Raw genomic sequence first — 25274 nt, 5'->3', positions numbered from 1 at the left:
TTGGGAGTTATGAGTTGAATTTAACTCTCGCTCTTCATTCTTAACTTTTAACTCCTAACTGTTGTACAAACGCGATTAATCGCGTCTCTCCTAACTCCTCACTTTTCACTTTCTAACTGACAATTTGAATCGGCCCTTTCACACTTCCACTCATAAATTGTTTGATCAACGGATTTTCTGTGTTGTATATCTCACTAACTGTACCCTGCCACTGCACTCTCCCTTCATAGAGAAATATAAGTCTATCAGCTGTACGGCGGATAGTGCTGTCCTGGTGGGTAACAACAGCATAAGTACTACAAACACCATGTAAACATTGCAAATAGCGGATTAAATCTTCGATTACAGTTGAGGCAATAGGATCAAGTCCGGCTGTTGGTTCATCGTATAGTAGAACATCTGGCCCTTCTGAGGGATTATCGGGGTTAGACATGATTGCACGGGCAAAACTGACCCGTTTTCGCATTCCCCCAGAAAGTTCAGCTGGGTAAAGGTCGCTTATTGATGGCAAACCTACCATCTCCAATTTTTCTTTTACCAAATCTCGAATGCGCGATCGCGGCAGCTTTGAATTTTGATAAAGTAAAAATCCCACATTCTCCTCCACCGTCAGCGAATCAAATAGCGCTGCCTGTTGAAACACCATACCAATGCCAACTGGCTGTCCACCATCCTCAATCAAACCGTCCCGCAGCACTCCTTGCACATAAATTTCTCCTTCATCAGGAGCAAGTAACCCCGCCATTACTCGTAGAATTGTTGATTTACCAGTCCCTGATGGTCCAATAATCCCCAGTGCTTCTCCCCGATAAATGGTCAAGTCTACATTATCTAGAACTTTATGGCTACCAAAGGACTTAGAAACACCTTTTAGTTCAATCAATGGTTCAGTCATTAGTTATTAGTCATTAGTCATTGGTAAGCCGATGCTTGGGCGGGTTCCCCAATTTGTACCCTTACAAGGAAGCAAGCTACTGGCAGGGCATTGTATACTACATTATAAGTATATGATTAGCATTCTAATTAGCAAACTTTATTTTTTTAGCATAATATTTACTTATTTGCCATTTTCGATGTCCCAAAATCTCCTCAACCCAAGGCTGAGGAATACGCCGTAGTAACTTAACGTCTCAGTAAAGGGAAATTAAGGCTCCAGTTTTCTGTGGAAATTAGCAAATTCATTTAATAGTATATTCATCCTATTAGAGGCTATAACTACTCAAATAAAAACTACAACAACAAATAATTAACCGTTTAATGTAAGATATGGTAATTTTATTTGTGAAAATTAGATTTTTCACACTATTAACTTATCTTAAAGGCTAGCTTATGGTTGTTTACAAACAATTTCCGATTGCTGTAAAAATATTTAATTGATAAGCATCTAAAGTTATTGTAAATATCCGACTTATTAGATAATTTGAGAGATTAATAACATCTCTCATTAATCTTGTAGTTGGCAACTATAAAAATTATTCACTAATATTGTAATAATTACTAAGAAAAATAAAAGTAGAGATTATGAGTAGCAACTTAGAACAGTTTGCAAGTGATAATTCTTCTGGTATTTGTCCAGAAGCACTGGAATATACGATTAGGGCAAATCAAGGTAGTGTTCCAGCTTATGGGAATGATGAATGGACTCAAAAAGCAACAGATTATTTTCGTGAATTATTTGAAATTGATTGTGAAGTATTTTTTACCTTTAATGGCACAGCCGCAAATTCTTTATCTTTAGCTGCTCTTTGTCAGTCATATCACAGTGTAATTTGCCATGAAACATCTCATATAGAAACAGATGAATGTGGCGCACCAGAATTTGCCTCTAATGGTTCTAAACTTTTATTAGCTCAAGGGAAAAATGGCAAGTTGACATCAGAATCGATAGAGGCAATTGTCACTAGACGTACTGATATTCATTATCCCAAGCCTAAAGTTATTAGTATTACCCAATCAACTGAATTAGGAACTTTATATTCTATTGAAGAACTTCTAAAAATTAAAGAAGTTGCGAAAAAGTATAATTTAAAAATTCACATGGATGGCGCTCGTTTTGCAAATGCAGTTGCCGCTATGAATAAAAGCCCTGCTGAAATTACTTGGAAAACTGGAGTAGATGTATTGTGCTTTTGTGGTACTAAGAATGGAATGGCATTAGGTGAAGCAATTCTTTTCTTCAACAAAGAGTTAGCAGAAGATTTTGATTATCGATGTAAGCAAGCAGGTCAGTTAGCTTCAAAAATGCGGTTTATTTCTGCTCCCTGGTTGGGGTTATTAGAAACTGGTGCTTGGCTAAAAAATGCCAGACATGCCAATCAATGTGCTGAATACTTAGAAAATCAACTGTTAAATATAGAAGGCGTTGACTTGATGTTTCCCAGAGAAGCCAACGCGGTATTTGTGAAATTACCTGAACAAGTCATTCACACTTTAAAAGTAAAAAACTGGCAGTTTTATACATTTATCGGTGTAGGAGGAGTACGTTTTATGTGTTCTTGGAATACTACACAATCAAGGATTGATGAATTGATTGATGATATTAAAAAAGCAATCATAACTATCTGATTGATAAAAATTCGTATTATCCAGATACCCGATTTATTTAAAAAGTCGGGTGTCTAATATCAATTACATCTGAGGTTGCTCAAGCCTATAGAGTCATTAATTTTTGTGATTTAGAAACTAAAACTGAATAACGCTAATGTGACTAATTTACCAGAGTCGGGAGATGCAGCTGTTCATGATGATGAAATTAGGGATATTTATCGATTACGTTGGGGAGTTGAACTCTTGTGGAAGTTTTTAAAGATGCACTTAAAACTTGACAAATTAAAGGCATTATTCTGTTAGCGATAGCGGGGCGTTTAGCCCGTCCTGACTCCTGAATTCTGTTTCTATAAAGCCCGTAGATGACGACTTCGCACCCGTTCAGCACTACCAGTAGGAATTGCAGCAATTAATTTTTGCGTGTATTCCTCTTTGGGTTCCAAGTAGATGCTTTCGGCTGTGCCTTCTTCAACAATTTGACCGCGATTCATGACTAAAATGCGATCGCTCATAAATTTCACTACACTTAAATCATGAGAAATAAAGATATAAGTAAGCTGAAAATCTGACTGTAACTCTTTGAGAAGATTTAATACCTGCGCCTGTACTGAAACATCCAGCGCCGAAACAGATTCATCGCAGATGATAAACTTAGGATTTAACGCCAAAGAACGGGCTATACAAATCCGTTGGCGTTGACCGCCAGAAAACTGATGAGGATAGCGGTTAATTGCATCTGCACTCAATCCCACCCTTTCTAAGAGTTCGGCTACTCGCTGCCGTCGTTGTTGCTTTGTCTTACCAACAGCGTGAATTAACAACGGTTCCATCACCGCGTCCCCAATCTTCATCCGTGGGTCGAGGGAACTAAAAGGATTTTGGAAGACTATTTGCATTTCCCGCCGCAGTTTTTGCAACGGTTCTCCTTTGAGGCTAGTAATATCTTGTTTCTCAAAGATAATTTGACCACTCATCGGTTCAATTAAGCGCAGCAAGGTTCTACCAAGGGTGGTTTTACCACAACCAGATTCTCCCACTAAACCTAGTGTTTCTCCTGGTTTGACATCGAAAGAAACGCCATTAACTGCCATGTTGTAGCGTTTTGTCCCACCAAACACCCCACGCACTGGAAAACCAACTTTCAGGTTACGGATTTGCAGCAGGGGTTCCAATTCATTGAAGTTTGCCAATCTTGCAGCAATCTCTTCGGTGGTCACTTCTATGGGTTGTGCGGGTTCTTTCGCCTGAATTATCACTTGGCCTGTTGCTGTCTCCTCTGTACTCATGTAATCAGAAACGGTGAGTAATTTTTGGGGACGGCGGTTGAGTGTGGGGCGACAAGCTATCAAACCTTTAGTATATGGATGATGGGGACTGCTGAAAATTTGTTCAGAAGTACCAGATTCGACAACCTTGCCTTTATACATCACCGCTACTTGGTCAGCAATTTCTGAAATTAGCCCCAAGTCGTGGGTGATGAAAATCATTGCCATATCACGGCTTTGCTGCAATTCTCGCAACAAGTCCAAAATTGTGGCTTGCACCGTCACATCCAAAGCTGTGGTTGGTTCATCGGCAATTAAGATTAATGGGTTGCAAGAAATTGCCATTGCAATCATTACCCGTTGCAACTGACCCCCAGAAAGTTCATGAGGGTAGCGTTCCAGCATGGCTTCTTTGTGTTCTTTAACCAACTGGGCCAACTTTGATGGTTCTGGTTTCGATGAATTGCTGTTAGTTTGATGGTCACTGAGCTTCTTGCCCTGAGCGTTGTCGAAGGGTGTCGAAGTGTGCCAAGTTTCGGTATACTGCTGTTGGATCTCCTCATCGCTAGGTAGAAGCTTTACCTCTTGCAGACCTGCGATCGCAATTTGTCTTGCTTGGGCTGCTGACACATTTTGATGCCGCATAATCGCTTCTGTTAGCTGAAACCCAATGTCATAAACCGGATTAAGCGAACTCATCGGTTCTTGAAAAATCATGGCGATATCGCCACCCCGGTGTAACTGCATTTGCTCAGGAGGCAATGTTACCAAATCTATAGGGTTGCCATTCTCTTGAGGACGAAACCAGATTTCACCGCCAGTCACTATACCAGGACTTTGCAACAAACCCATCACAGCTAGGGCTGTCACTGATTTCCCACTCCCCGATTCTCCTACTATTCCGAGAGTCTCACCTCGATGCAGCCCAAAGGATATACCATCCAAAGCTTTGTCAGTGTTGCCATCACCGGGAAATTCAACTTGTAGATTGTGAACCTCTAGGACAGTTTCTCTCATAGGAGTTGGGTAGGAATTCTAACTTAAAATTATTTGGATTTTAACAAGAGTTTTGATCTATTATGTCGGTAAATTTGGTTTTTATGCTCCTTAGCAGTTTTTCACCCACAACTAACATTACATACTTACACAATATACACACATTTGCGATGTGCAACTGCTTGTGACTTCTGCAAATCTTCATTGGACTATGGTATCCTCGCAAAAATGTTGTGAGGGCACTATCCCTTACTCGCTTGTATCAATTTTTCTTTGAATCGATCGTCTATTGGTGGATGGCGACCAATTTCTTTATCAGCTGCACGAAATATTGATAACCCGTTCCCGATTTAAAGTTAATACAGTGACAGTTGCTCGTCCAATAGGTGTCAAACCAACAATTAACAGGGAGCATCCCGTTTTGGCGGATCGCCCTCAGACTAGAAGTCTGGGGCTATACAAACTAAACCCGCCTTCGCGGGTTTCAGAGAGTCCGCGAAGGCGGACTTCGTTTGTGTAGCCGCGATTTCCAATCGCCCGGTGTTTCTTCCAAAAGTGGATGCTCCCAATTAACAGTCCATCCGCAGACCAGATAAAATGCTCACTCCAAATGTGCTGTCGCGGATTCAACAGTAAAACTTCTTCTCCCGATTGATGATCAGTTGCTGTAAGCCGATTTGTCTTCCTGCGATTGCAGTGAAAGCAAGCTAACGCCAGATTTTCTAAATTATCTGTTCCACCTAATGACAACGGCATAATATGATCTACCGTGAACTGCACATATTGCCATTGTTCAGATGCATGACAGTATTCACACAGGTACTTAGCACGTTGACGTACTTGCTTTTGTATAGATTCAGAAATCTTGCTACGAAAAGACACAATTTATTATGCTTGTTGATTTGGAGCAACAGACAAATTACGAATTGTGCGATTTACAAAGCTTAGGTAGTCATCAATTTCTTCGTAGCAATCCAGTTCTTTCTCTTCTTCTGCACTAAGTGAAGTTTTTTGCTGTTTTGCTAATAATTCTTCAATACGACTTTGAACAGTACTGGATGCTCGAAAAACTGGAATACCTTCTTCCAAATCAATCCGAACCGCGCCATCAATGGGTAGTGTTGTTGGAAGACTATTGAGTTTCGGTGGTAGAGAAATGGTCATGGCAGTGCCAGGAAATTAATCTATGAGTAATTTTGATTGTAGCTTACACCATTTTTGATTTTAGATATTGGATTGGAAATCGACTTCTTTTTCTCGGTTATGTCAATCTATGTGCCGCACTATTTTTTCAAATTGGTATTAGGAGAATGAGTGAAATAAAAGTAGGTAAAATGTATTACAACAAGATGTCAAGCGTCAACACATATAAAAAAATAGCACACCCTAAAGGATGGCTATTTGTAGAATTTGAAACTCGTCACGTAACTGCAATCCATTCACCATGCAAGACCTTTCACCATCACCTTTTGGTTGCAGCCTATCAACCGCTTTTGGCTACTTCAACATAACGACAGTTCAGCCACAGGTTTCTCTCGTAACCATATCTATCTATACTCGCTGGGGTTCCTAACGCGGTTTTAAGTTACCAGCTTTTAGCCCATGCACCGATTTAGCAGGGGTGCCAATTCTCCTAAACTGGGCTATGTATCAACTTGATACCAAGGCGGTGAGAATTACACTCACACAGTAAACAAGTTAGTCAAACTCAAGCTAGATAAACTTGAAGTTATGACTGATTCCTATCTGCGGGCATTGGCTTTCGATTTCGTAGAAATCAAGCAAGCCAGATGAAGCAGTTCTGGAATCAACGGAGCGCACGAAGGGAATATCATCTGGATCTGGTTCTTCTACTTTCACTGCTGGATAAGTAGTTCGTTCATAATTTGTAGATTGGGGTACGGGTTCGTAATTTGTCGTTTGGGGAGCAACGCCAACAGGATTTGCAGTCGGGGTAGGTGCTGGACGTGGTGACTCGTAAGTGTCAACGTCTTTTTGTGGAGGACGAGATGCTGAAGATGTTTGTCGTGGAGTAGTTTCAGTAAATGATGGAGTTACGGTTGCCGAAGGCAATGGATCGGTATTAAAACTACCTCCAACAGGTTGAATTTGTTGTACTGTCAATTCAGCGCGTTTTTCTTTAAAACCTTCTTGACGCTCAACAGTATTCATGCCTAAACGTCCTACGAGGATGACGCGATCGCCTTGGTGGTAGTTTTGCTGGATTTCTGTCGCTAAATTCCCCCAGCCGACAACTTTCAGGGTGGCTGGCGGATCTTCTGGTTTCAGGGAATTGGGAAACTGCACCAGCATTTCCGTAACTCCCAAATTATCGGCTGTATAGCGGAGTTGTGGTTCGTTAATAATTTCCGCCATCAAAACGCAGCTGTTCATTAAAATTACTCCTGACTGCAAAAAGTACTGGTTGAAAAAGAGGGGGTTTTTCTATGTAGTGCCAATTAATATCTAGATATGTTTAATTGTTCGCATTTTTTAATAATATTTGAACAAATTTTCTAAGAGAATTCAGGAGTCAGAATAACACTTGATGAATGAATATACCAATCATACTAAACTCCTTATCAATTCTGACTTCTGACTCCTGGGTGCTGAATTCTTTCTAGTCCTTTCTAGCATAAAAGCCAAGCGATCGCTTTGAACAGCATCAAGTATGCCGTCCGCCACCCTCGCTTGACTAAATTGAGCATTCAATTCTGCATTGAGTAGTATAATTGTACCACCCATTTCAGAAATAGAAAAAATTATTGGCAAAAATTTAAGTCTTGACGTGAACTGGAAAAACACCCAAGGCGATCAACCTGGCTGGGAGGTCGCGCAAGATGGGTAAGCGCAAAAACGCAGGTGGTACAAAGGTGCTTTTTGAGATGAGAACCGGGGCAAATACCCGCTTTTGGATAAAAGTTTGAAATGCCTGAATGATGCGTGTGGGCAATTCGCGTTGACGTTGTACTTTTGCTAGGTCGCTAAGTTGTACTTGTCGATTTTTGAGCGGTTTGCTGAGTACATTCGCTGCGACTACAGCATCTTGAATCGCGTAGTTAATGCCAACTCCACCCACAGGAGACATTATATGAGCCGCATCACCGATGAGTAACAGTCCGGGATGATACCAGCGTTTGACGCGGCTGGACTCCACTGAAAGAAAAGCTATTTGTGACCAATCGTGTAAATTTTGGATGCGTTGCTGGAATTCTGGCACTACTTCCACAATAGATTTTTTTAACTCCTCCAAACCCTCAACCCGCAGTTGTTGATAGCCTCCCTTGGGGATGATATATGCAACTTGCCACTCATCACCACGGTCAAGCATGGCCATGATTTTACCTTTACCAAAGCGCCCCATTCCCCCTTCTGGGTCTCCTGGCTGACGCGGTAAGCGAAACCAAAGGATATCCATTGGCGGTGAGGTTTCGATGGATTCAAACTCACCCAGGTGGCGTAAACGTGAGTGGCGACCGTCTGCACCCACCGTCAGTATTGCCCGGATTTCATGCCAGCCACCGCTTCCCCGATAGCGGACACCTTGAATTACGCCATTTTCGGTAATTAATTCTTGCACATTCGCACCCATTACCAGATGGAAACTTGGATATTTTTGTGCTTCTTGGGTGATGAACTCCAGGAATTTTACCTGGGGAAGCATTGTAATGTAGGGGTAGCGGGTTTTCAGATGGCTAAAATCTGCCAATGTGACAGTATCTTGAGGAGTTTTAAACCTAATTTGGCGCATTTTGGCATGGGGAAGTTTTAGCAAGCGATCGCTAAGTCCCAATTCTTCCATAATTTCCATCACCGACGGATGAATCGTGTCACCGCGAAAATCGCGATCGAAGTCTTTGTGTGCTTCCAACAGCATCACCGAAATGCCTTGACGCGCTAACAACAGCGCCAAAACTACTCCGGCTGGCCCCCCACCCACAATGCAACAATCTGTGGTTTGTGTGTCTACAATGTCATGGACAGCGTTAATACTTGAGTCTTGGGAAAGATTTTTAGGTATATCGGTAGTCATAACAACACCTCCTAATAGCCCTAAAATCTAGGGTAGTTTGCTTTTGATGGTGCAAGCTGTTTTTTTTACTTTTCGTATTTACCCTGAACATGTATTATTGGCGCTAAACTGTCATTGGTCATTAGTCACTTGTACTGAGCGACTTGTGCCGAGCGAAGTCGAGGTAAGCCGAAGTATTGGTCATTAGTCATTAGTTGTTAGTCATTGTGTCTCAAGTTATTTTAGAAAACGTTTATAAAAGTTTTTCCTCACGTAAAGGGGAAAGTGTTTCCTTACAAAACCAATCTTCCCCTACGTCTGGGGAGAAAATTGATGCACAAGAACGTGCAGGAAGTGTTAACGTCTTGCGGCGGATTAACCTGACGATCGCAGATGGCGAGTTTATGGTGCTGGTGGGCCCTTCTGGTTGTGGGAAAAGCACCTTGCTGCGGTTAATCGCTGGTTTAGAAGTGATGACTGGCGGTAATATCTGGGTAGGCGATCGCTTAATCAATGACCTACCACCCAAAGAACGCGACATCGCAATGGTATTTCAAAATTACGCCCTCTATCCCCACATGACGGTGTATGACAACATCGCCTTTGGGTTACGCCGTAGGGGAAGCAGGGGAGCAGAGGAGCAGGGGAGCAGAGGAGAAAATACTCCCTCATCCCCCTCATCCCCTTATCTTCGGACGTGGGCAGAAAATCTCTTCGTAGGTGCGACAAGAAAGTTACCTAAAGGACTACGCTACATTTCTGACAAAGAACGGGCGGTGGATCAACAGGTGCGTAGTGTTGCTCAACTGTTACAAATTGAAACATTGCTGAATCGCTTACCCAAACAGCTATCTGGGGGACAAAGACAACGGGTTGCATTGGGAAGAGCGATCGCGCGTGACCCTCAAGTATTTTTAATGGATGAACCGCTTTCTAACTTAGATGCAAAATTGCGAGCAGAAACCCGCGCCCAAATTGTGAAATTGCAGCGCCAACTGGGGACAACGACAATTTACGTTACCCACGATCAAACAGAAGCGATGACAATGGGCGATCGCATTGCAATTATGTCCGAGGGTAAAATTCAACAAGTAGCTTCTCCCCTAGAACTTTACAACCGCCCTGCCAATCTTTTTGTAGCAGAATTCATTGGTTCACCACCGATGAATTTTATTCCTGTAGAATTTCAAGCCCCTCAGTTGATTACGCATTCTCAGTTTCGTTTTACCCTCCCACAAGTTTGGGGAAATGCCCTACAAAAATACGATCGGAAAACTCTAATTTTAGGGATTCGTCCAGAACACTTGAACTTGAGTATGCCTGCCACCAAAAATTTACCAGTGCAAGTAGATTTGGTAGAGAATCTCGGTAACGATTCCTTTCTCGCTGTTAAGATTGCCGAACCTGGTTCTCAGCCTGCCACTACAGCCAATTACCTACAAGTGCGAATTCCCCCAGACCGTTTTGTACAAGCTGGTGAGCAATTATGGTTATCGCTAACTCCAGAGAAAATTCACTTTTTTGACCCAGAAACAGAGTTAGCAATATTTCCTTAAAAGTATCCGCGTCTAATTGGTTAACATTTTTGAGGGGTCTAAGTACAGCATTTCATTAATTCGTAACGAATTAATTTTGGCAATACCCAACAATGTTAACGCATTAGCTTGCATTGTTAACGCATCGGCTTGCATTGTTAACGCATTAGCTTGCATTGTTAACGCATTAGCTTGCATTGTTAACGCATTAGCTTGCATTGTTAACGCATTAGCTTGCATTGTTAACGCATTAGCTTGCATTGTTAACGCATTAGCTTGCATTGTTAACGCATTAGCTTGCATTGTTAACGCATCGGCTTGCATTGTTAACGCATTAGCTTGCATTGTTAACGCATTGGCTTGCATTGTTAATGCATTAGCTTGCATTAAAAACGCTACGCTTTTACGCAAACCTGTACTAAGTTCCTCGCTTATATTGCGCGACAAGTTTTGTGGTGGGGTTAAAATCCCCAGACGCTGCGCGAACGCTAATGCAAAACTTAATTACGAATTACGAATTACGAATTACGAATTACGAATTATTTTAATCAAAGTCTGTCGGTAAATCTGGTTGGCGATAATGTTGAAAAAGCCGGGTAATTTGTGCTGTCGTCACCCGTCCGATAGAAAGTTCTGGTAAAGCATCTTCAGAGAAAAAACCGACATCTTCAGTTTCAATACTTGATAATGGAGAACCACCAATAAGTTCACATTTAAAAAACAGTTTATACACATAAAACGGCAACGGGGAATGTCCCTGTTTGTTTCTGTCATAAACTGCTAGTAATTTAATAGCGCGTGCTTGATATCCAGATTCTTCATATACTTCTTTCACAACTACTTCACTGGGCGACTCGCCAACATCAGCCCATCCACCAGGTAAACTCCAGCAACCGTCTGCTTTTTCCTTGACTAACAATATAGTATCATCACGGAAAATTGCCGCCCGCACGTCAACTTTGGGAGTTGCATATCCTTCTTCACGGCTAAATAAATCGAGGATATAGCTGTGTTCTACATTCGAGTAAGTCGCCATAATATCTGTGGCGATCTCTCGTAATTGTTTATATCGTTCAATATCAAAAGGCCCTTCAGAATAGGTTAGACCATTTTGAGCGATCGCTTGTAATTTTTGCGCCCATTCCAGCCATTTGGTTTCCACACTTTCCTCCAAATTTGTGTAATTTATTATAAGTAATAACTACCTGATTAATAAATTTTATTTGACGATGCTTCTTAGTCCATCTCGAAAAATCTGAAAACTTTTAGAGAGGTTGTTTTCTACATCCATGTGGGGAGAAACTTTCTCAGCAAAGTCGATTTTTTGTAAACCTGTCTCATAACCATATTTTTTGAGGATCTTATCTAGTTGCTCCCATGTACCACCTTTAATAGTGTCTGGATTCCGAAATTTGGCTTGCTGGGATAAAGAAACTGGGATCTTTTCATATTCAGCCCTAATTGCTGTTACGTCACCTATAAACCATGACTCCAGTTCTTCTACAGCAATTCTATGGAGAACAATATTTCCTTTTTGTTTAGTCACAACACTGCTAGCATCACAAAGTTTCCTCTTTAACTCTTGGCAATCAGCTCTATCTTCATCTAATAAAATCACGATCCGCCAGTCATCAGGTACAAATTTAGCATAAGATTTCATCCGCTCAGGCAGTCTTTTTAAAAGTCTACCTTTATTTTGAAAGTTATGAATTTTCAGCGTATGAGTATCACCTATAATTTTAGGGACAATAAAATTTAAAGCAACTTCAGTTGAAGGTTCCTCTACTAAAAACTCTATGTGCATAATTGCTACTACTAGTAAGGTAATCCTCTAAGATATCCCTCAGACCAGAGATCACCTAAGCCTGCTTGGGATTCTATAAAATGTTTAGCATCATCGATTTTGTCAGCCCTTGTAACAGTTGCATAACCCTTGTCATCGCGTTGGAAAATCCAGAGTTGTCTAGCATCTTTTATTGTGTTAACAAAAAATGGGGAGTGGGTAGAAACAAATACTTGTGCGCGTTGCGAGTAAGCCTGAGCTTCCTCACTTAATGAGTCAAGAATTCTATGGTGCAGTCCATTCTCTGGCTCTTCAATACAAAGTAGCTGAGGAGGATTAGGGTCATTTAATAATATTAAATATGCCAGTAACTTTAGCGTTCCGTCTGAGGAAAACCTTGCTAAAAATGGCTTACTAAAAGGTGCATCTTTAAATAAAAGAGCCAGTCTACCATCAATTGTTGGCTCCGACTCCACTTTTTCTAACTGGGGAACACGGCTAGCCAGTAACTTCAAAATTTTAGATAAAGTTTCTTGATGTTCATCAGCAAGGTATTGAACTACATTAGCAATATTGTCTCCTTCACGAGAGAGATGTTCCATTGCGCCAGCAGTCGCTAGCTGACGAGCTTGATCTGGTATAAAATAAGATAGAAACCATCCCTCAATAAAACGGCGCAAACTAGCAATACGTGGGTTATCTGATAATTGACCTATAGTTTTAATAGCCAAGGAACTGGGGTCATCCATTTGATAGTGAATTCTTTTATCATTAATTTCGGGATTTTCACCACTAATTACTTCACCTCCCCCATTTTCAAACTTCAGAAAATCAAATGGTTGTCCATGAGAACCACGCCTCCATTTGAGAGTTTCCCTTGAAACAATTGGCGCTCCATTTTGTAAAGCAATAGCAACTGTATAGGTGATTTTAGGAGAGTTATTATCTTCACGATACTGAATTACAATTTTAATTTCTTGACCTTGACAATCGCGGGAGATAACTTCTTGAAATCTCCCTCGCTTTTCTAAGGCTTTGCGAACATTAGTAGTAAGGCAATCTGAAAGAAAACCTATCACATCAAAAAAAGTAGTTTTGCCACTACCATTAGGGCCAAGGAAAACGGAAAAAGGTTTGATATCTTTTAGGGTGACATCTTGGAGAACCCTATAGTTTTTGACTGAAATTTCTTCAATTCTTGCCACTACACTTTCACCTCCACAACTCTGGTGGTATCGTTGCCAAAAATGCTAATAAATATAGTAAGGGTACGGTACACCGCACCCTTACCACAATTATCAAAAACTACCAGATTTTTTCAATAGCTTAAGGGCTAATTTTCTTAAGCATCATCTAAAGCTGCAATTCCAGGTAATACCTTACCTTCAAGTAACTCCAAGCTAGCGCCGCCGCCGGTGGAAATGTGGCTCATTTGGTCTGCTAAACCAACCTTTTCCACAGCCGCTACTGAGTCACCGCCGCCAATGATGGTGGTTGTACCAGTTTTACCGATTTCAGCGAGAGTATGAGCGATCGCTTCCGTACCTACCGCAAACTTATCAAACTCAAATACACCCATTGGCCCGTTCCAAATTACCGTTTTGGTATCTGCAAGGGCATCTTGGAAAAATTTCACCGAGTCTGGCCCAATATCCAAACCCATCCAACCATCGGGGATATTCTCAATGCTAACGGTTTGAGAATTGGCATCAGGGGCAAAGTTATCTGCCAATACTACATCTGTGGGCAGCAATAAAGCAACACCCCGTTCTTTAGCCTTAGCTTCCAAAGACTTCGCTAGTTCTAGCTTGTCTTCTTCTACCAACGACTTACCAACATTCAAACCACGGGCTTTGTAGAAGGTGAAAATCATCCCACCGCCAATAATCAGCTTGTCGCACTTCTCCAGCAGGGTTTCAATTACGCCAATTTTGCTGGAAACTTTGGAACCGCCAATAATTGCCGCCAAAGGACGTTGGGGATTTTCAATAGCGTTTTGCAGATATTGCAATTCCTTCTCAACCAAATATCCAGCCACAGAAGGGCTAAGGAATTTAGTTACACCTTCAGTAGAAGCATGGGCGCGGTGTGCAGTACCAAAAGCATCATTTACATAAAAATCAGCATTAGCTGCCAATTTTTTGGCAAATTCTGGGTCGTTTTTCTCTTCTTCTGGATAAAAACGGACATTTTCTAGTAATAGCACTTGGCCATTTTGCAAAGCGGCAACTTTCGCTGCAACTTCATCGCCAATGGAATCATCAGTTTTAATGACTTCTTGCCCCAGTAACTCAGAGAGACGCTTGGCAACGGGAGTTAGGCGTAATTTGTCATCCACACCCTTGGGACGGCCAAAATGACTTGCGAGAATGACTTTAGCACCCTTCTGCGTTAAATCTTGGATGGTTGGTAGAGCGGCGCGAATGCGAGTATCGTCGGTAATGTTGCCTTGATCGTCCACAGGCACATTAAAGTCAACCCGCACTAAGGCACGTTTCCCAGATATATCAGCTGAAGATAAACTTGCTAAACTTTTTTTGGACACACCAAACTCTCCTGATTGCCTTTTTGTTATTGTTTTGAAAGTAGAACCATCAAGATTTTACCGGAGTCAGGGGTACCCAAGTGACAGAGATATTTAAGACAGTACTATTTCCTATCGATCAAAGTCGGGAAACGCGGGAAGCTGCTGATGTTGTTACCAACGTAGTTAAAAAGTACAGCAGTCGCTTGGTGCTGCTGTCTGTGGTAGAAGAACCGTCTCCAGATGCCACAGATGCGCCTAGTGCAGATCCGATGGTGTCACCAGAAGTAGTTGCTAAACTGCTGGAAAATGCCCAATCTTTATTTTCCGGGCAAGGAATTCAATCCGAAATCCTGGAAAGGAAAGGTAAACCAGCTTTTACTATTTGCGATGTCGCGGATGAAATCGGGGCCGATTTAATTATCATGGGCTGCCGGGGGCTAGGCTTGACTGAAGAGGGAGCGGATGATAGTGTGACAACTCGCGTGATTAACCTTTCCCCTTGCCCAGTGCTGATTGTGCCTTAGTAGTAGTCAGTGTCTCCAGAAATTAATTATGCCTTATGCAAAACCTTGTAGAGACGTAGCATTGCTACGTCTCTACATTCTTTTTCGGAAAAGTCTAATGACAAACAGAAAATTCTGAGTGTCGGCTGATGACGCTCAGAACTTTGGAGACAAATCTTGCATATTTACACGCTTTGCCTAAGAGCTTAAAAGCGATAGTTGCGATCGCGCACCCACATACTAACTGGAACTGCCTTACCCTGTGGATCTACTTTCGCCTTCACCACAATGGGGGGTACTTGTCCTCTGCGGGCGCGTTGGGTTCGCAAATCGTTGGCAATCTGCTGGCGTTGGTTTTCTGGAATGTAATAGGTTTCCAAACCGTAGTTAACGGAACCATCCTGATAAACACCTTTTAAGGCTACCTGATTGGCTCTTAGAGATGTTGGGCGATCGCTACTTACTCGTAACGGTCTCCAAGCTCTAGGAACACCATTACCATAGGATAGTTGCTCTTGCAAAGTCACGTAGATATTGGTTCCTTCAGGCAATCTTCTGCCGCTTCCCCGACCTTTGCTGACTAATGTTTGCCAACCAGGTAATCTCCTCAAATTTGCGGGACGGGATATGTTGTAATCTAGCGCTAAGGTGTTACCATCTAATACATTATTCGGGTCTACAGGTACGGTTTGCAAAATCACCGTTTTACCTGTCACATCTGTATAAACGGCTTGGGCTGGAACTGCCATAATTAACCCTGTTTGCAGCGCCAGGGGAGCTAGTAACCGCCAAAAAGGTAAGGGCTTATTCGATTTTTGTTCAGTAGCAATCAAGTAATCCCGAAAAGTCACCTTACTGGAGAACTCGGCTTCGGGAGACAAGGTTTTATTTTTAGATTCAGAAGAACTATTAGTCATGAGCGTAGTCCTAAAAAGCAGAGGAATTGAGGAGGTCAAAAGTAACGAGATTAGGACTAACGCAGAGAAACTTTAAAAATTTTGACGCACAGAGATTTTGATGATGGAGGAGATTCCTGAATTCTGAATTCTGAATTCTGAATTTGCACTACTTTTTACTTGCAGAGCTACCACCAGGTAGGCGGCGTTCAAACCAGAGTCCAGCACTAATTAAAGCGGAACCGCACAAGATAAAGACTAGAGACTTGAAAAGTAAGTCGGTGTCGTACTCTTGCACGCGACTGATAATTTGCAGTGTCACTAACAGCATACCGCCCCAAAAGGAACTTCTGTTGCTTAATTTCAATCCTTCTTGAATTAGTCCCCAGGCTAATGTTGCTAGAAGTACATTGAAAATAAAAACACCAAGTTCATCAATCCGACTGATAGTTTGATGCCAAAAAGGTACTATGGCAATAAAGGCAAGAAAAGTACCAATAACAGCAGTTGTGAAAATCACTTCGCGGCGCGGAGGATTATTTCTTTGACGCAGTAGAAATAACCATTGCAAGACCGCCAAGCCACTGAGAATCCCCAAATCGATGATCGGCAGAGACTGGAACAAGTTTGTCAAGTTCGTTGGCTGATTATAACCATAATTTGAAGATTCCCAAACCCAACGAAAAGACAGAACGTAAAAGACAACACCAAAGCTTACCAAAGCTAAATTACGGGCCAGAGATTGAAACAACCTGTAATTTATGGTTGGAAACAGCAGATCGTCATAACTCCAGAATAATGCAGGTGGGAGTACAAAAGCAAAAGATGCCACCCAAGGCGCTATATCAGCATAATTCAGCAGTGGCAGAGGATTAAGGTTAGCTTGTAAGGAACTAGCGAAAACAAAGGCTGCTAGACCAAAAATCCAACGCGATCGGCAGAAGTAGGCTAAGGGGACAAACACTAGCCATGCCAATAAAGGCAAATGCTGCACCACTAACCGCGACCAAGTTAACTCACCTGAAGCGTACCATAAGTCTTCTAATCCCGTCCAATACCCGATTTCCACGAGGATAATTGACAAAATTCCTAAAGAATTTATGCACAAACCGAAGGCCATCACTACAACACCCAACCCCCAGGCGAGAAAAAGTTGGGAAGTTGAACCGGCGATATTGAACATTTGGGCCATCAGCAGTAAATTTGCGCCGAAAATGAAGGCGCTTAAAATGAGCAAACCTTCTCCCAGTAAGCGTTTACTTTTTTGCGGCTTCTTCCCTTCAGGTGTTATCCAGGTGTAAAAACCGATGATCGCGATCGCAAAAAACAAACTCATCATCAGAATAAATTTGACTTCTCGCGATCCTCCTTGCCAGTTTCCTGATACAAAGGTAATTATGCCTAAGCATAAAAGGATGCTGCCTATAGCGATCGCTATTGCTTTATTGCGATCGCGTACAGCAGCTTCCAGGTTTTTAAATTGATAACGTTCTGCTATTTGCTCATACAGCGAAGAACTAATTAATCCTTCATCCCTCCATAATTGTGCTTCTTTGCGTAACTTTTGCGGAAAACTATCTAAGAACATGACCTTCTCCGGTGCAGTGGGGTAGCTTGGCCATTGCGTTCTGAATGGCGGTCATTATATTTTGAGTATGAAGCCAAAAGGCTTGATTACATTGTTCTTGTGTAACAGTTTGATTTGGATTTTGATACAACCTAATTCGTAATTCGTAATTCGTAATTCGTAATTCGTAATTCGTAATTCGTAATTCGTAATTAATTAATAAGGATCATTTTTCATATTGATTTCCACACAATTGCATCTCTAGTCTGATTTCTGAAAATTTTTATTATTTATATATCCAGATGGAAAAACCTTCTAATTTATTACTTAAAGTCTCACGGCGTTTGTTCGCTAATCTAGATGATCAAGAAAAATTTATAGAGGCTTTAATGAATCCTCAGCCTTTTTCACCCAGTATTCTTTGGTGTCAAGAAAAACTAGAGATTTCGCCTTTAGCAGTAAAAACACCAACCTATTGGCAACCACAATTTATAGACCGTTTATGCTTGGGAGAAAAACCCGGCCAGCATCCCTTGCATCAACAAGGATATTTCTATTGTTTAGATTTCTCCTCAGTATTTGCAGCTACTACTTTGTTAGCAATTCCTCAGTCAGTGCGTTTAGTTTTTGATATGTGTGCCGCACCAGGAGGTAAAAGTATTTTCGCTTGGAAAGCTTTACAACCTGAATTACTTATCAGTAATGAAGTAATTGGCAAACGTCTAGGGATGCTAATTTCTAATTTGAAGCGTTGCCAGATTAGCCCTAGTGCAGTAGTTAATAGAGATTCGAGTATATTTGCCGAAATGTTTCCCTACTCAAGCAACCTAGTAATAGTAGATGCTCCTTGTACTGGGCAATCTTTACTTGCTAAAGGTGAAAAAGCACCCGGATGTTTTCATCCAACTGCTATTAATAAGAGTGCAAATCGGCAAAAGCGAATTATAGCTAACTCTGCTAAACTTGTTTCACCACAAGGCTATTTAGCTTATATGACTTGTACATATTCACCCGAAGAAAATGAGCAAGTTTGCGAATGGTTTTTGGAACGATTTCCCCAGTTTCAAGCGATGGAAATTAGTAATTTAACTAAATATCAGTCGCATTTAACTACAATGCCTTGTTATCGGATGTTTCCTCAAGATAGATTAGGCGCTGGTGCGTTTACAGTATTATTTAAAAATACTCATGAAAATGAAGATGAGCATAAAGAATTAGATTTAAATACAATATCTTCGCTATATATCTACCAAAATTTTAAAAAGTCAAGTTAATTACATTGCTGGCTATCTTCTGGCTTAATGCCAGAAAATTTGATGTTTTTAATAGTGCTACATTTGTCAATCAGCCATCGGGAGTACACTTTTTAAGTGAGTTGACTTTATATTAAAACCACAGATATCAATACAGTTCGGTTAAGGTTTTTTGATGAAAATTTTAGATCGCAAAGACGTGATAAATCGCCGTCAAGACGAAAGACTGATTATTGTAGAGACAGCGATTCATCACGTCTCTTGCCTTAACCGAAAAGTATTGACACTCATATATGGTTTTTGTATTTAGGGATAGAGAGACTTACTAAGAGCCAATTTAGTTAACTTTATATTGCGTAACATAGTTGGATTTATTCTTGCCCATTTACTTACTTTTTCGATATTTCCAAGTTTTGCATGGAAATGATATGGCGGGAATAAAAACTTTCAATAATTAACTTTTATTGGTTATAAAAATTTTTTAACCTTTTTATAATCTAAATTTAACCAAAACTTATCCGGTATCAGCGTTAGACTTTTTGAAATAAACATTATACAAAAAAGCTAAACCGTACAGGATGCAAATTACATGAGTAGAAAAGTTAGCAAAGTACTTAAACAGTCTGGGGTGATTCCTTATAGAGTAAACAATGGCAAAGTTGAAATCTTGCTAATCACGACCCGTAACTTTCAACACTGGGTGATTCCAAAAGGAGATATTCCTAATGGCATGAGTCCGCCTGCTTCAGCAGCCAAAGAAGCTTGGGAAGAAGCAGGGGTGATTGGGCAGGTAGACATCAATGAACTGGGCACTTACAAGTACCGCAAAGGAGGCAGAAGTTATCGTGTCAAGATGTATTTATTACCAGTTGAGATGCTGAGTGAAGATTATCCAGAAGCAAGTAAAAGAAAACGGCAGTGGGTAGAAGTGACTACAGCTATTAGGTGGGTTAAGTTTAATTCACTCAAACGAATTCTTAAAGGTTTTTTCCAGGTTAAATCTCACTTTTGTGCATTTCAAGATACTAGTAATATATAGAAACAGACAGGATATAAGTATAATTAAAAAAATTAAATTGGACTGCTTCGTAGTGAGCGATTCATCATTTATAGCAAGTTTTACTAGGAAAAAAGTCCTTACCCTCCGCGTTGGTTAGTCGCTCATAGTGGAAACTCCCTACAGCCCTTCGGGCATCCTACGGCAGGCGCTAGCCTCTCCCAATGTGAGAAGACCGCGCTAACTCACTACAAACTTTAATTTATTTACGCCTAACTACTTATTGAAAAGCCCTCGAAGCAACATGAGGGAATTTCAATAAGTAGCTAATATTTAAAACAACTGCACTGGGTAATCAAAATAAGTAAATATTAGACGTAAGACATCACAAAATGTTTACATCAATTTGATGGTGAGTATGGGTCTATTTATTGAGTAGACTTATCCATTCTAAATCCACAGTAAAGCTACCCAAGTTTTTAAACCGACAATTCCATCAGCTTGCAATTTTTTAGATGTTTGAAAACTAACAATTGCATCCTTAACTGACTCAGAAAACTTCCCGTCAATGGCATCAGTATATAATCCAATATCTTTTAATTGCTGTTGTAATTGTTTGACCCTTAGCCCAGAATCTCCTAGCTGTAATCCATTAAATCTATTCAAATCGGCTCGACCACTAACACCAGCTACACCAGAGATATCACCTTCATATTGATGGATTAGGTATTGCCCCTGCCAAGCGCCAGGAATACTTGGGTTCTGGGTTCCGTAGTGGGCAATCCATAACGGATAACTCGCAAAATCAGATGGATTGCCAAGTTCTGTCCAGAAACTGGGGAAGGTATAAATAATTGGTTTAATTGGTTTTTTCGTTTGTTGTAAAAGGGCTTTTTCTACCTCTGCTAACCACAGTTTAGCTGCACTAATTACAGCTTGGCTATTTACTTTGTCAGTTACCTCTACATCCAGAACTGGTGGTAAGTCTCCTGGTTCTAATTTCCCCAGCGTTTTTAAGAATTCCTGCGCTTGCTGAACCGGGTCAGATGTATGGGGATGAAAGAAATGATAAGCACCCCGAATAATACCAACTGTTTTCATGGTCTGCCAGTGATGAGCAAAAGCAGAGTCTTTAATGCTAACTCCTTCTGTAGCTTTGACAAACGCAAAGGTTTTACCAGAGTTTTTTACAGCCGTCCAATCTACTCTGCCGTCTTGATCGGCAACATCAATTCCTAGCATAAAATCCTTAACCTTTTTGAACAGTACAATACTGAACTTATCAGAGGCTCTAATCAAATTTATGCTATTTTTAGATTTTTTAGTAAATTACATAAATTTACAAGACTGCTCGGACTGGGGTAACTCTGACTTTGCCTGTACAAGGTTTGATTTCTTCTGTGACGGTAAGGTGCTGGTAAGCATTCGGAGGCGTAATTTCAATCTTATTAGAAATTGGGCAGTTTTCCTGGGGCGAACTGATGTGATTGTATGCTACTTGAAATGAGGCTTGTTTTCCAGGAGCTAGAGTTACTTGTTGTCGAGGTTGCTGACTCGAAAAGTAAGTGTCTTTGGAGCGGATAACTTTAACCCTTTCCAACGGCTGACCTTTTGCATCTAGTAGTGCCAATCCCGGATAACCGTTGAGGGTGCAAGGGGATGAGGCGTTATTAGTGAAGGCGTAGGTGAGAGCAATATTCCCAACGCCAGCATCTTCGGAGACTCGGCGCACTGACAATTGGCTAGTTTCACAGCGCGTCGGATTCGTAGCAATAGTGGGTTCAGGGGTAGAACTGTTTGTAGTTTTTTCAGCCGGTGTAGGTGTTGAGGTCAACACAGTTGCCTTTATAGGCTGTTCAGTGATTGCTGGTAAGGCTTGTGGCTGTTTTGTAACAGAGGGAGAACTGACACAGCCTGTTGTCACCGCAGTCAGGAGCAACAACATACTGCTTTCCACAATTAGAATTCGCATATCTCTTTTTTTGTAGTGAATTACTTACACTGATGCTTTACATACAGTGTTAGTTTCCCTTTTCACTAGGGATTGCTTTGTTGTGGGTTTGGTCTTAACATTCCCTTTTTTGGCGAACTTCTCCGTTCCATAAGCTAGGTATTCAACCGCATTAAATATTATCTGTTGCTTCAATCAAAGCACTGCAAATTCCTGGTTCACTCATCGAATGTCCGGCATCAGGAACTACTATAAATTCGGCTTCTGGCCAAGCGCGATGTAATTCCCAAGCTGATATCATTGGGCAGACTACATCATAGCGTCCCTGAACAATTACAGCCGGAATATGGCGGATGCGGTCTACATTTAAGAGTAATTGATCTTCTGTTTCCAAAAATCCCTTATTCATAAAGTAATGGCATTCAATACGTGCGAAAGCTGAAGCAAATTCGCTCTCGCCAAACTTTTGCATGAGTTCTGGGTCTAAAAAAAGTCTACTTGTACTAGCTTCCCAAATTGACCAAGCACGCGCTGCTGCTAATTGAATTTCTAAATCTGGACTGGTCAACTGTTTGTAATATGCTGCGATCATATCATCACGTTCTGCGATCGCAATTGGTTCGACATAAGCTTCCCAAGCATCAGGAAAAATATAGCTAGCACCCTCTTGGTAAAACCATCGCAACTCTTTTTGCCTCAGCATAAAAATACCACGGAGAATTAATGCCGTGCAGCGAGAAGGATGGGTTTGGCTGTAGGCTAATGATAAAGTGCTACCCCAACTACCACCGAAAACCGCCCACTTTTCTATACCTAAATGTTGGCGCAGTTTTTCGAGATCACTGACTAAATCCCAAGTGGTGTTTTCTCGTAATTCAGCATGGGGCGTACTTTGACCACAACCACGCTGGTCAAACATCACTATCCGCCATTTTTCTGGGTGGAAATATTGCCGATAAAAAGGTGGACATCCACCACCAGGGCCGCCATGCAGCAAAACGATGGGTTGACCCTGGGGGTTTCCTGACTCTTCAAAATGAATGGTATGTAGGTCGGAAACCTTTAAACTACCTTCTAGGTAAGGCTCGATCGCTGGGTAAAGTTCTCGCATTTTAGATATTTTATCAGTAATGTTGTCATTGCGATCGCTTGCCTTCGGGAGCTTTGATTATTCCCAATCCAAAATCCAAAATCGTTCGACTGAGCGGCTTGCCTTGAGCGAAGTCGAAAGGAGCCGAAGTCTAAAATCCAAAATTATTACGAGAGGTCGCAAGTAAATGCCGTGGTTCGTCAAAATTGAAGAAGGGAAAGTCGATAAACCGACCTTTGACCAATATGTACCTGCCCACAAAGCCTACATCCAGGACTTGATTGCTAAAGGACACAAAGCGCGAACAGGTTATTGGGCAGAACAAAGAGGCGGAATGTTGCTGTTTGAGGCAGCCTCTAAGGAGGAAGCAGAAGCAATTGTCGCTGATGACCCGTTGGTAAAACACGGCTGCGTCAACTATCAGCTTTACGAATGGCGAATTGTTATGGAATAACACACACTTACTGGTTTTTCATGTTATGCTTGTAGAAGACCTGGATCTATGCGATTGCAACACCCAAATCTTGTCAGAACCGGAAGGTAGCAGCAACACGGGAGGCTTGTAATAGGCGTAGTCTCCGGGTCGCCCTATTTTTAGGAGCGGTCAGCAACAATGGCTGGTTTTGGAGATATTGTTCAAAAAGCTTTTTACCTCGGTGTTGGATTAGCTTCTTACGCAGGTGAGAAAGCAGGGGGAAAATTAGCCCAAGTGCGATCGCAAGTCCAAAAACTGGCAGACGAAATGGTGGCAAAGGGCGAAATGAATACAGAAGAAGCCCGCCGCTTCGTTGAAGAAATGATGAAGCAAGCCCAACAAGCCCAACCATCTAGTGAAACCTCCGAAAAAACACCTCCTTCTGAACCTCGCCGCATTGAAATTTTAGAGGATGATGAAGAACCAACGGTGAAAGAGGGATCAACTGATGAAAGTGCGGATAAATTGCGTCAAGAAGTGCTAGACCTGCAAAACGAGTTAAAACGATTGCAACGCGATCAATAAAAATTATTTTTTACTCGATATAACCGGTAATAAGTGGCAATTTGACATAGCACTTCATATAGAAACTTGATAAGATACATTGCCTAGTGTGTATTCTAGTGCTTCCACCCAGATAACACAAAGCGTCCTGTTTATAGCCTGCAAAGGTGTCAAGTTTATGGAACAGTGGCAAAAGGATTTAGCAGAAATCGTTGAAACAGTGGCTGATGAAGTAGAGCGTTTCTTCCTGGGAATGAGTGAAATGGTTGACGCTTTTTTTGAGCTAACGGAAGAAATTACTGAGCAAGTCCCTAATATTGTTACTGAAGTCGATCAGTATTTACAGGATTTAGCCGAACCAATGTTGGAGGCTTACTGGGAACTGGAAGACATGGTAGCAGATGTAGATCCAGGTTTTCCTTATTCGGTTGAACCTACGGCTGAAAAAAATCCTGCCTGCATCGGTTGTACTCATTACCACGGTCAAGTTTATAGTGGTAATTTGTTAGTTTGTGCCATGCATCCCCACGGTTGTGAAGATGAGAATTGTCCAGACTGGGAGAAGGAAGAGTATTGAGAGGCTGAGGGGAGTGGGGAGATGGGGGAGCAGGGGAGGCAGGGGAAGCAGGGGAGAATAACTAATGACCAATGACTAATACTTCGACTTACCTCGACTTCGCCCTTCGGCTACGCTCAGGACAGGCTCGGCACAAGTCGCTCAGTACAAATAACAAATGACAAATGACAAATGACAAATAACAAATGACAAATGACAAATGACAAATGACAAATTTCCTGAAAGTGGATCTCAGGCAAACCAAGAAATGAAGTATGGTGAACGCGACATTGCGGAAGGTAAATTAATTACCTTCCCAAATCCGCGTGTGGGAAGACGATATGACATTAATATTACTTTGCCGGAATTTACTTGTAAATGTCCCTTTTCTGGCTATCCTGACTTTGCGACAATTTACGTTACTTATGTGCCTGATGAACGGGTAGTGGAATTAAAGGCGCTTAAACTTTATATTAATAGTTATCGCGATCGCTATATTTCCCACGAAGAATCTGCTAACCAAATTTTGGATGATTTTGTGGCTGCTTGCGATCCTTTAGAAGCCACTGTGAAAGCAGATTTTACGCCTCGTGGTAATGTACATACTGTAGTTGAAGTGCGTCATCAAAAGTACCCATAATGAAAACTTGGGCTTGTAATGAGGACTTTAGTCCTCTCTACGAGACGCTAGGGGAGAAAAATCAGGACTTTTGACTCTCAAGTCGATCAAATAAGGCGATCGCCTACCCTAAACTAAAAACTAGTAGTCTATGTCATTAAATTTGAGGGATAAGAGAACGAACGGCAGAGGCACAGA

The 25274-nt window shown here is 41.4% G+C and carries 25 protein-coding genes, 1 other RNA gene and 1 pseudogene; 11 read left to right on the top strand and 16 right to left on the bottom strand.

Annotated elements, in window-relative coordinates; translation table 11 throughout:
* Positions 1 to 112 precede the first annotated feature (112 nt).
* A complete protein-coding gene (locus HWQ36_RS30000) occupies positions 113 to 895 on the bottom strand; it encodes an ABC transporter ATP-binding protein (RefSeq protein ID WP_292709623.1) in 783 nt (260 codons plus the stop codon).
* A 626-nt stretch (positions 896 to 1521) separates the two neighbouring features.
* Here HWQ36_RS30000 and HWQ36_RS29995 point away from each other — a divergent pair.
* Together HWQ36_RS29995 and HWQ36_RS29990 are read left to right on the top strand one after the other, a co-directional pair.
* Positions 1522 to 2565: a low specificity L-threonine aldolase gene (locus tag HWQ36_RS29995; RefSeq protein WP_292709621.1), complete on the top strand. Its 1044-nt coding sequence runs from the start codon at positions 1522 to 1524 to the stop codon at positions 2563 to 2565.
* A gap of 68 nt (positions 2566 to 2633) precedes the next feature.
* A pseudogene (locus tag HWQ36_RS29990) lies at positions 2634 to 2829 on the top strand (IS4 family transposase); the annotation flags it as partial.
* A gap of 65 nt (positions 2830 to 2894) precedes the next feature.
* Here HWQ36_RS29990 and HWQ36_RS29985 read toward each other — a convergent pair.
* The 5 genes from HWQ36_RS29985 to HWQ36_RS29965 form a co-directional block, all read right to left on the bottom strand.
* Entirely contained in the window at positions 2895 to 4829 is a 1935-nt protein-coding gene (locus HWQ36_RS29985; protein ID WP_292709620.1) for an ABC transporter ATP-binding protein, read from the bottom strand.
* Between the two features lie 414 nt (positions 4830 to 5243).
* Positions 5244 to 5690 carry an HNH endonuclease gene (locus tag HWQ36_RS29980; RefSeq protein WP_292709618.1) on the bottom strand — a complete coding sequence of 149 codons (447 nt, stop codon included), beginning with the start codon at positions 5688 to 5690 and terminating at the stop codon, positions 5244 to 5246.
* A gap of 6 nt (positions 5691 to 5696) precedes the next feature.
* A complete protein-coding gene (locus tag HWQ36_RS29975; RefSeq protein ID WP_292709616.1) occupies positions 5697 to 5972 on the bottom strand; it encodes a hypothetical protein in 276 nt (91 codons plus the stop codon).
* Positions 5973 to 6521: 549 nt separating this feature from the next.
* Entirely contained in the window at positions 6522 to 7202 is a 681-nt protein-coding gene (locus HWQ36_RS29970; RefSeq protein WP_366829952.1) for a single-stranded DNA-binding protein, read from the bottom strand.
* Positions 7203 to 7584: 382 nt separating this feature from the next.
* Positions 7585 to 8841, bottom strand: coding sequence for an FAD-dependent oxidoreductase (locus tag HWQ36_RS29965; RefSeq protein ID WP_292709614.1), 1257 nt, complete (start codon positions 8839 to 8841; stop codon positions 7585 to 7587).
* 206 nt (positions 8842 to 9047) lie between these two features.
* Between HWQ36_RS29965 and HWQ36_RS29960 the strand changes: the two genes are divergently transcribed.
* Positions 9048 to 10376 carry an ABC transporter ATP-binding protein gene (locus HWQ36_RS29960; protein WP_292709612.1) on the top strand — a complete coding sequence of 443 codons (1329 nt, stop codon included), beginning with the start codon at positions 9048 to 9050 and terminating at the stop codon, positions 10374 to 10376.
* A 12-nt stretch (positions 10377 to 10388) separates the two neighbouring features.
* On the opposite strand, the gene HWQ36_RS29955 is transcribed toward HWQ36_RS29960, so the two are convergent.
* From HWQ36_RS29955 to HWQ36_RS29935, 5 genes are all read right to left on the bottom strand, one after another.
* Complete coding sequence (locus HWQ36_RS29955) at positions 10389 to 10742, bottom strand: hypothetical protein (RefSeq protein ID WP_292709610.1); 354 nt, start codon at positions 10740 to 10742, stop codon at positions 10389 to 10391.
* Between the two features lie 157 nt (positions 10743 to 10899).
* A complete protein-coding gene (locus HWQ36_RS29950; protein ID WP_292709608.1) occupies positions 10900 to 11517 on the bottom strand; it encodes an NUDIX hydrolase in 618 nt (205 codons plus the stop codon).
* Between the two features lie 57 nt (positions 11518 to 11574).
* On the bottom strand, positions 11575 to 12159 hold the full coding sequence (locus HWQ36_RS29945; RefSeq protein WP_292709606.1) for a DUF4276 family protein: 585 nt from the start codon (positions 12157 to 12159) through the stop codon (positions 11575 to 11577).
* Positions 12160 to 12170: 11 nt separating this feature from the next.
* Positions 12171 to 13343 carry an AAA family ATPase gene (locus HWQ36_RS29940; RefSeq protein ID WP_292709604.1) on the bottom strand — a complete coding sequence of 391 codons (1173 nt, stop codon included), beginning with the start codon at positions 13341 to 13343 and terminating at the stop codon, positions 12171 to 12173.
* 137 nt (positions 13344 to 13480) lie between these two features.
* Positions 13481 to 14683 (bottom strand): phosphoglycerate kinase, encoded by a 1203-nt coding sequence (locus tag HWQ36_RS29935; RefSeq protein WP_292709602.1) that lies wholly within the window; start codon positions 14681 to 14683, stop codon positions 13481 to 13483.
* A gap of 89 nt (positions 14684 to 14772) precedes the next feature.
* Between HWQ36_RS29935 and HWQ36_RS29930 the strand changes: the two genes are divergently transcribed.
* The gene (locus tag HWQ36_RS29930) at positions 14773 to 15189 is read left to right on the top strand and encodes a universal stress protein (protein ID WP_292709663.1); all 417 of its coding nucleotides are present in this window, start codon (positions 14773 to 14775) and stop codon (positions 15187 to 15189) included.
* Between the two features lie 185 nt (positions 15190 to 15374).
* Here the strand turns inward: HWQ36_RS29930 and HWQ36_RS29925 are convergent, their stop codons facing one another.
* Together HWQ36_RS29925 and HWQ36_RS29920 are read right to left on the bottom strand one after the other, a co-directional pair.
* A complete protein-coding gene (locus HWQ36_RS29925; RefSeq protein ID WP_292709600.1) occupies positions 15375 to 16085 on the bottom strand; it encodes a GDYXXLXY domain-containing protein in 711 nt (236 codons plus the stop codon).
* Between the two features lie 148 nt (positions 16086 to 16233).
* Positions 16234 to 17652, bottom strand: a complete 1419-nt coding sequence (locus HWQ36_RS29920; RefSeq protein WP_292709598.1) for a DUF2157 domain-containing protein — start codon at positions 17650 to 17652, stop codon at positions 16234 to 16236.
* 281 nt (positions 17653 to 17933) lie between these two features.
* Here HWQ36_RS29920 and HWQ36_RS29915 point away from each other — a divergent pair, with 281 nt between their 5' ends.
* Positions 17934 to 18905, top strand: coding sequence for an RsmB/NOP family class I SAM-dependent RNA methyltransferase (locus HWQ36_RS29915; protein WP_292709596.1), 972 nt, complete (start codon positions 17934 to 17936; stop codon positions 18903 to 18905).
* A 568-nt stretch (positions 18906 to 19473) separates the two neighbouring features.
* Positions 19474 to 19923: an NUDIX hydrolase gene (locus HWQ36_RS29910; RefSeq protein ID WP_292709594.1), complete on the top strand. Its 450-nt coding sequence runs from the start codon at positions 19474 to 19476 to the stop codon at positions 19921 to 19923.
* A gap of 408 nt (positions 19924 to 20331) precedes the next feature.
* Here HWQ36_RS29910 and HWQ36_RS29905 read toward each other — a convergent pair whose 3' ends face one another.
* From HWQ36_RS29905 to pip, 3 genes are all read right to left on the bottom strand, one after another.
* Positions 20332 to 21123 carry a GH25 family lysozyme gene (locus HWQ36_RS29905; RefSeq protein ID WP_292709592.1) on the bottom strand — a complete coding sequence of 264 codons (792 nt, stop codon included), beginning with the start codon at positions 21121 to 21123 and terminating at the stop codon, positions 20332 to 20334.
* Between the two features lie 97 nt (positions 21124 to 21220).
* Positions 21221 to 21853, bottom strand: a complete 633-nt coding sequence (locus tag HWQ36_RS29900) for a DUF4232 domain-containing protein (RefSeq protein ID WP_292709590.1) — start codon at positions 21851 to 21853, stop codon at positions 21221 to 21223.
* Positions 21854 to 22004: 151 nt separating this feature from the next.
* The gene (gene pip / locus HWQ36_RS29895; RefSeq protein WP_292709588.1) at positions 22005 to 22943 is read right to left on the bottom strand and encodes a prolyl aminopeptidase; all 939 of its coding nucleotides are present in this window, start codon (positions 22941 to 22943) and stop codon (positions 22005 to 22007) included.
* A 166-nt stretch (positions 22944 to 23109) separates the two neighbouring features.
* On the opposite strand from pip, the gene HWQ36_RS29890 reads away from it, so the two are divergent.
* From HWQ36_RS29890 to queF, 5 genes are all read left to right on the top strand, one after another.
* On the top strand, positions 23110 to 23376 hold the full coding sequence (locus tag HWQ36_RS29890) for a YciI family protein (RefSeq protein WP_012412163.1): 267 nt from the start codon (positions 23110 to 23112) through the stop codon (positions 23374 to 23376).
* Positions 23377 to 23413: 37 nt separating this feature from the next.
* An RNA gene (ffs, locus tag HWQ36_RS29885) (signal recognition particle sRNA small type) lies at positions 23414 to 23510 on the top strand.
* A gap of 25 nt (positions 23511 to 23535) precedes the next feature.
* A complete protein-coding gene (locus HWQ36_RS29880; protein WP_292709586.1) occupies positions 23536 to 23922 on the top strand; it encodes a phasin family protein in 387 nt (128 codons plus the stop codon).
* Positions 23923 to 24079: 157 nt separating this feature from the next.
* Positions 24080 to 24478, top strand: a complete 399-nt coding sequence (locus tag HWQ36_RS29875) for a hypothetical protein (protein ID WP_094330725.1) — start codon at positions 24080 to 24082, stop codon at positions 24476 to 24478.
* A 199-nt stretch (positions 24479 to 24677) separates the two neighbouring features.
* Positions 24678 to 25097 carry a preQ(1) synthase gene (gene queF / locus HWQ36_RS29870; RefSeq protein WP_292709583.1) on the top strand — a complete coding sequence of 140 codons (420 nt, stop codon included), beginning with the start codon at positions 24678 to 24680 and terminating at the stop codon, positions 25095 to 25097.
* Positions 25098 to 25274: the final 177 nt, after the last annotated feature.

It is taken from the genome of Nostoc sp. NMS2 (assembly GCF_017115105.1).
GTDB lineage: Bacteria > Cyanobacteriota > Cyanobacteriia > Cyanobacteriales > Nostocaceae > Nostoc.
The sequence above is the reverse complement of the archived record's forward strand: the minus strand, read 5'-3'. Positions and strand labels throughout refer to the sequence as shown.

Coding starts and splice junctions, on each gene's coding strand:
- HWQ36_RS29890 (WP_012412163.1), top strand. CDS start 23,110: ATGCCGTGGTTCGTCAAAATTGAAGAAGGGAAAGTCGATAAACCGACC.
- HWQ36_RS29880 (WP_292709586.1), top strand. CDS start 23,536: ATGGCTGGTTTTGGAGATATTGTTCAAAAAGCTTTTTACCTCGGTGTT.
- HWQ36_RS29920 (WP_292709598.1), bottom strand. CDS start 17,652: ATGTTCTTAGATAGTTTTCCGCAAAAGTTACGCAAAGAAGCACAATTA.
- HWQ36_RS29925 (WP_292709600.1), bottom strand. CDS start 16,085: ATGACTAATAGTTCTTCTGAATCTAAAAATAAAACCTTGTCTCCCGAA.
- HWQ36_RS29910 (WP_292709594.1), top strand. CDS start 19,474: ATGAGTAGAAAAGTTAGCAAAGTACTTAAACAGTCTGGGGTGATTCCT.
- HWQ36_RS29900 (WP_292709590.1), bottom strand. CDS start 21,853: ATGCGAATTCTAATTGTGGAAAGCAGTATGTTGTTGCTCCTGACTGCG.
- HWQ36_RS29965 (WP_292709614.1), bottom strand. CDS start 8,841: ATGACTACCGATATACCTAAAAATCTTTCCCAAGACTCAAGTATTAAC.
- HWQ36_RS29975 (WP_292709616.1), bottom strand. CDS start 5,972: ATGACCATTTCTCTACCACCGAAACTCAATAGTCTTCCAACAACACTA.
- HWQ36_RS29915 (WP_292709596.1), top strand. CDS start 17,934: ATGGAAAAACCTTCTAATTTATTACTTAAAGTCTCACGGCGTTTGTTC.
- HWQ36_RS29970 (WP_366829952.1), bottom strand. CDS start 7,202: ATGAACAGCTGCGTTTTGATGGCGGAAATTATTAACGAACCACAACTC.
- HWQ36_RS29905 (WP_292709592.1), bottom strand. CDS start 21,123: ATGCTAGGAATTGATGTTGCCGATCAAGACGGCAGAGTAGATTGGACG.
- queF (WP_292709583.1), top strand. CDS start 24,678: ATGACAAATGACAAATTTCCTGAAAGTGGATCTCAGGCAAACCAAGAA.
- HWQ36_RS30000 (WP_292709623.1), bottom strand. CDS start 895: ATGACTGAACCATTGATTGAACTAAAAGGTGTTTCTAAGTCCTTTGGT.
- HWQ36_RS29945 (WP_292709606.1), bottom strand. CDS start 12,159: ATGCACATAGAGTTTTTAGTAGAGGAACCTTCAACTGAAGTTGCTTTA.
- pip (WP_292709588.1), bottom strand. CDS start 22,943: ATGCGAGAACTTTACCCAGCGATCGAGCCTTACCTAGAAGGTAGTTTA.
- HWQ36_RS29955 (WP_292709610.1), bottom strand. CDS start 10,742: ATGCAAGCTAATGCATTAACAATGCAAGCCAATGCGTTAACAATGCAA.
- HWQ36_RS29985 (WP_292709620.1), bottom strand. CDS start 4,829: ATGAGAGAAACTGTCCTAGAGGTTCACAATCTACAAGTTGAATTTCCC.
- HWQ36_RS29995 (WP_292709621.1), top strand. CDS start 1,522: ATGAGTAGCAACTTAGAACAGTTTGCAAGTGATAATTCTTCTGGTATT.
- HWQ36_RS29875 (WP_094330725.1), top strand. CDS start 24,080: ATGGAACAGTGGCAAAAGGATTTAGCAGAAATCGTTGAAACAGTGGCT.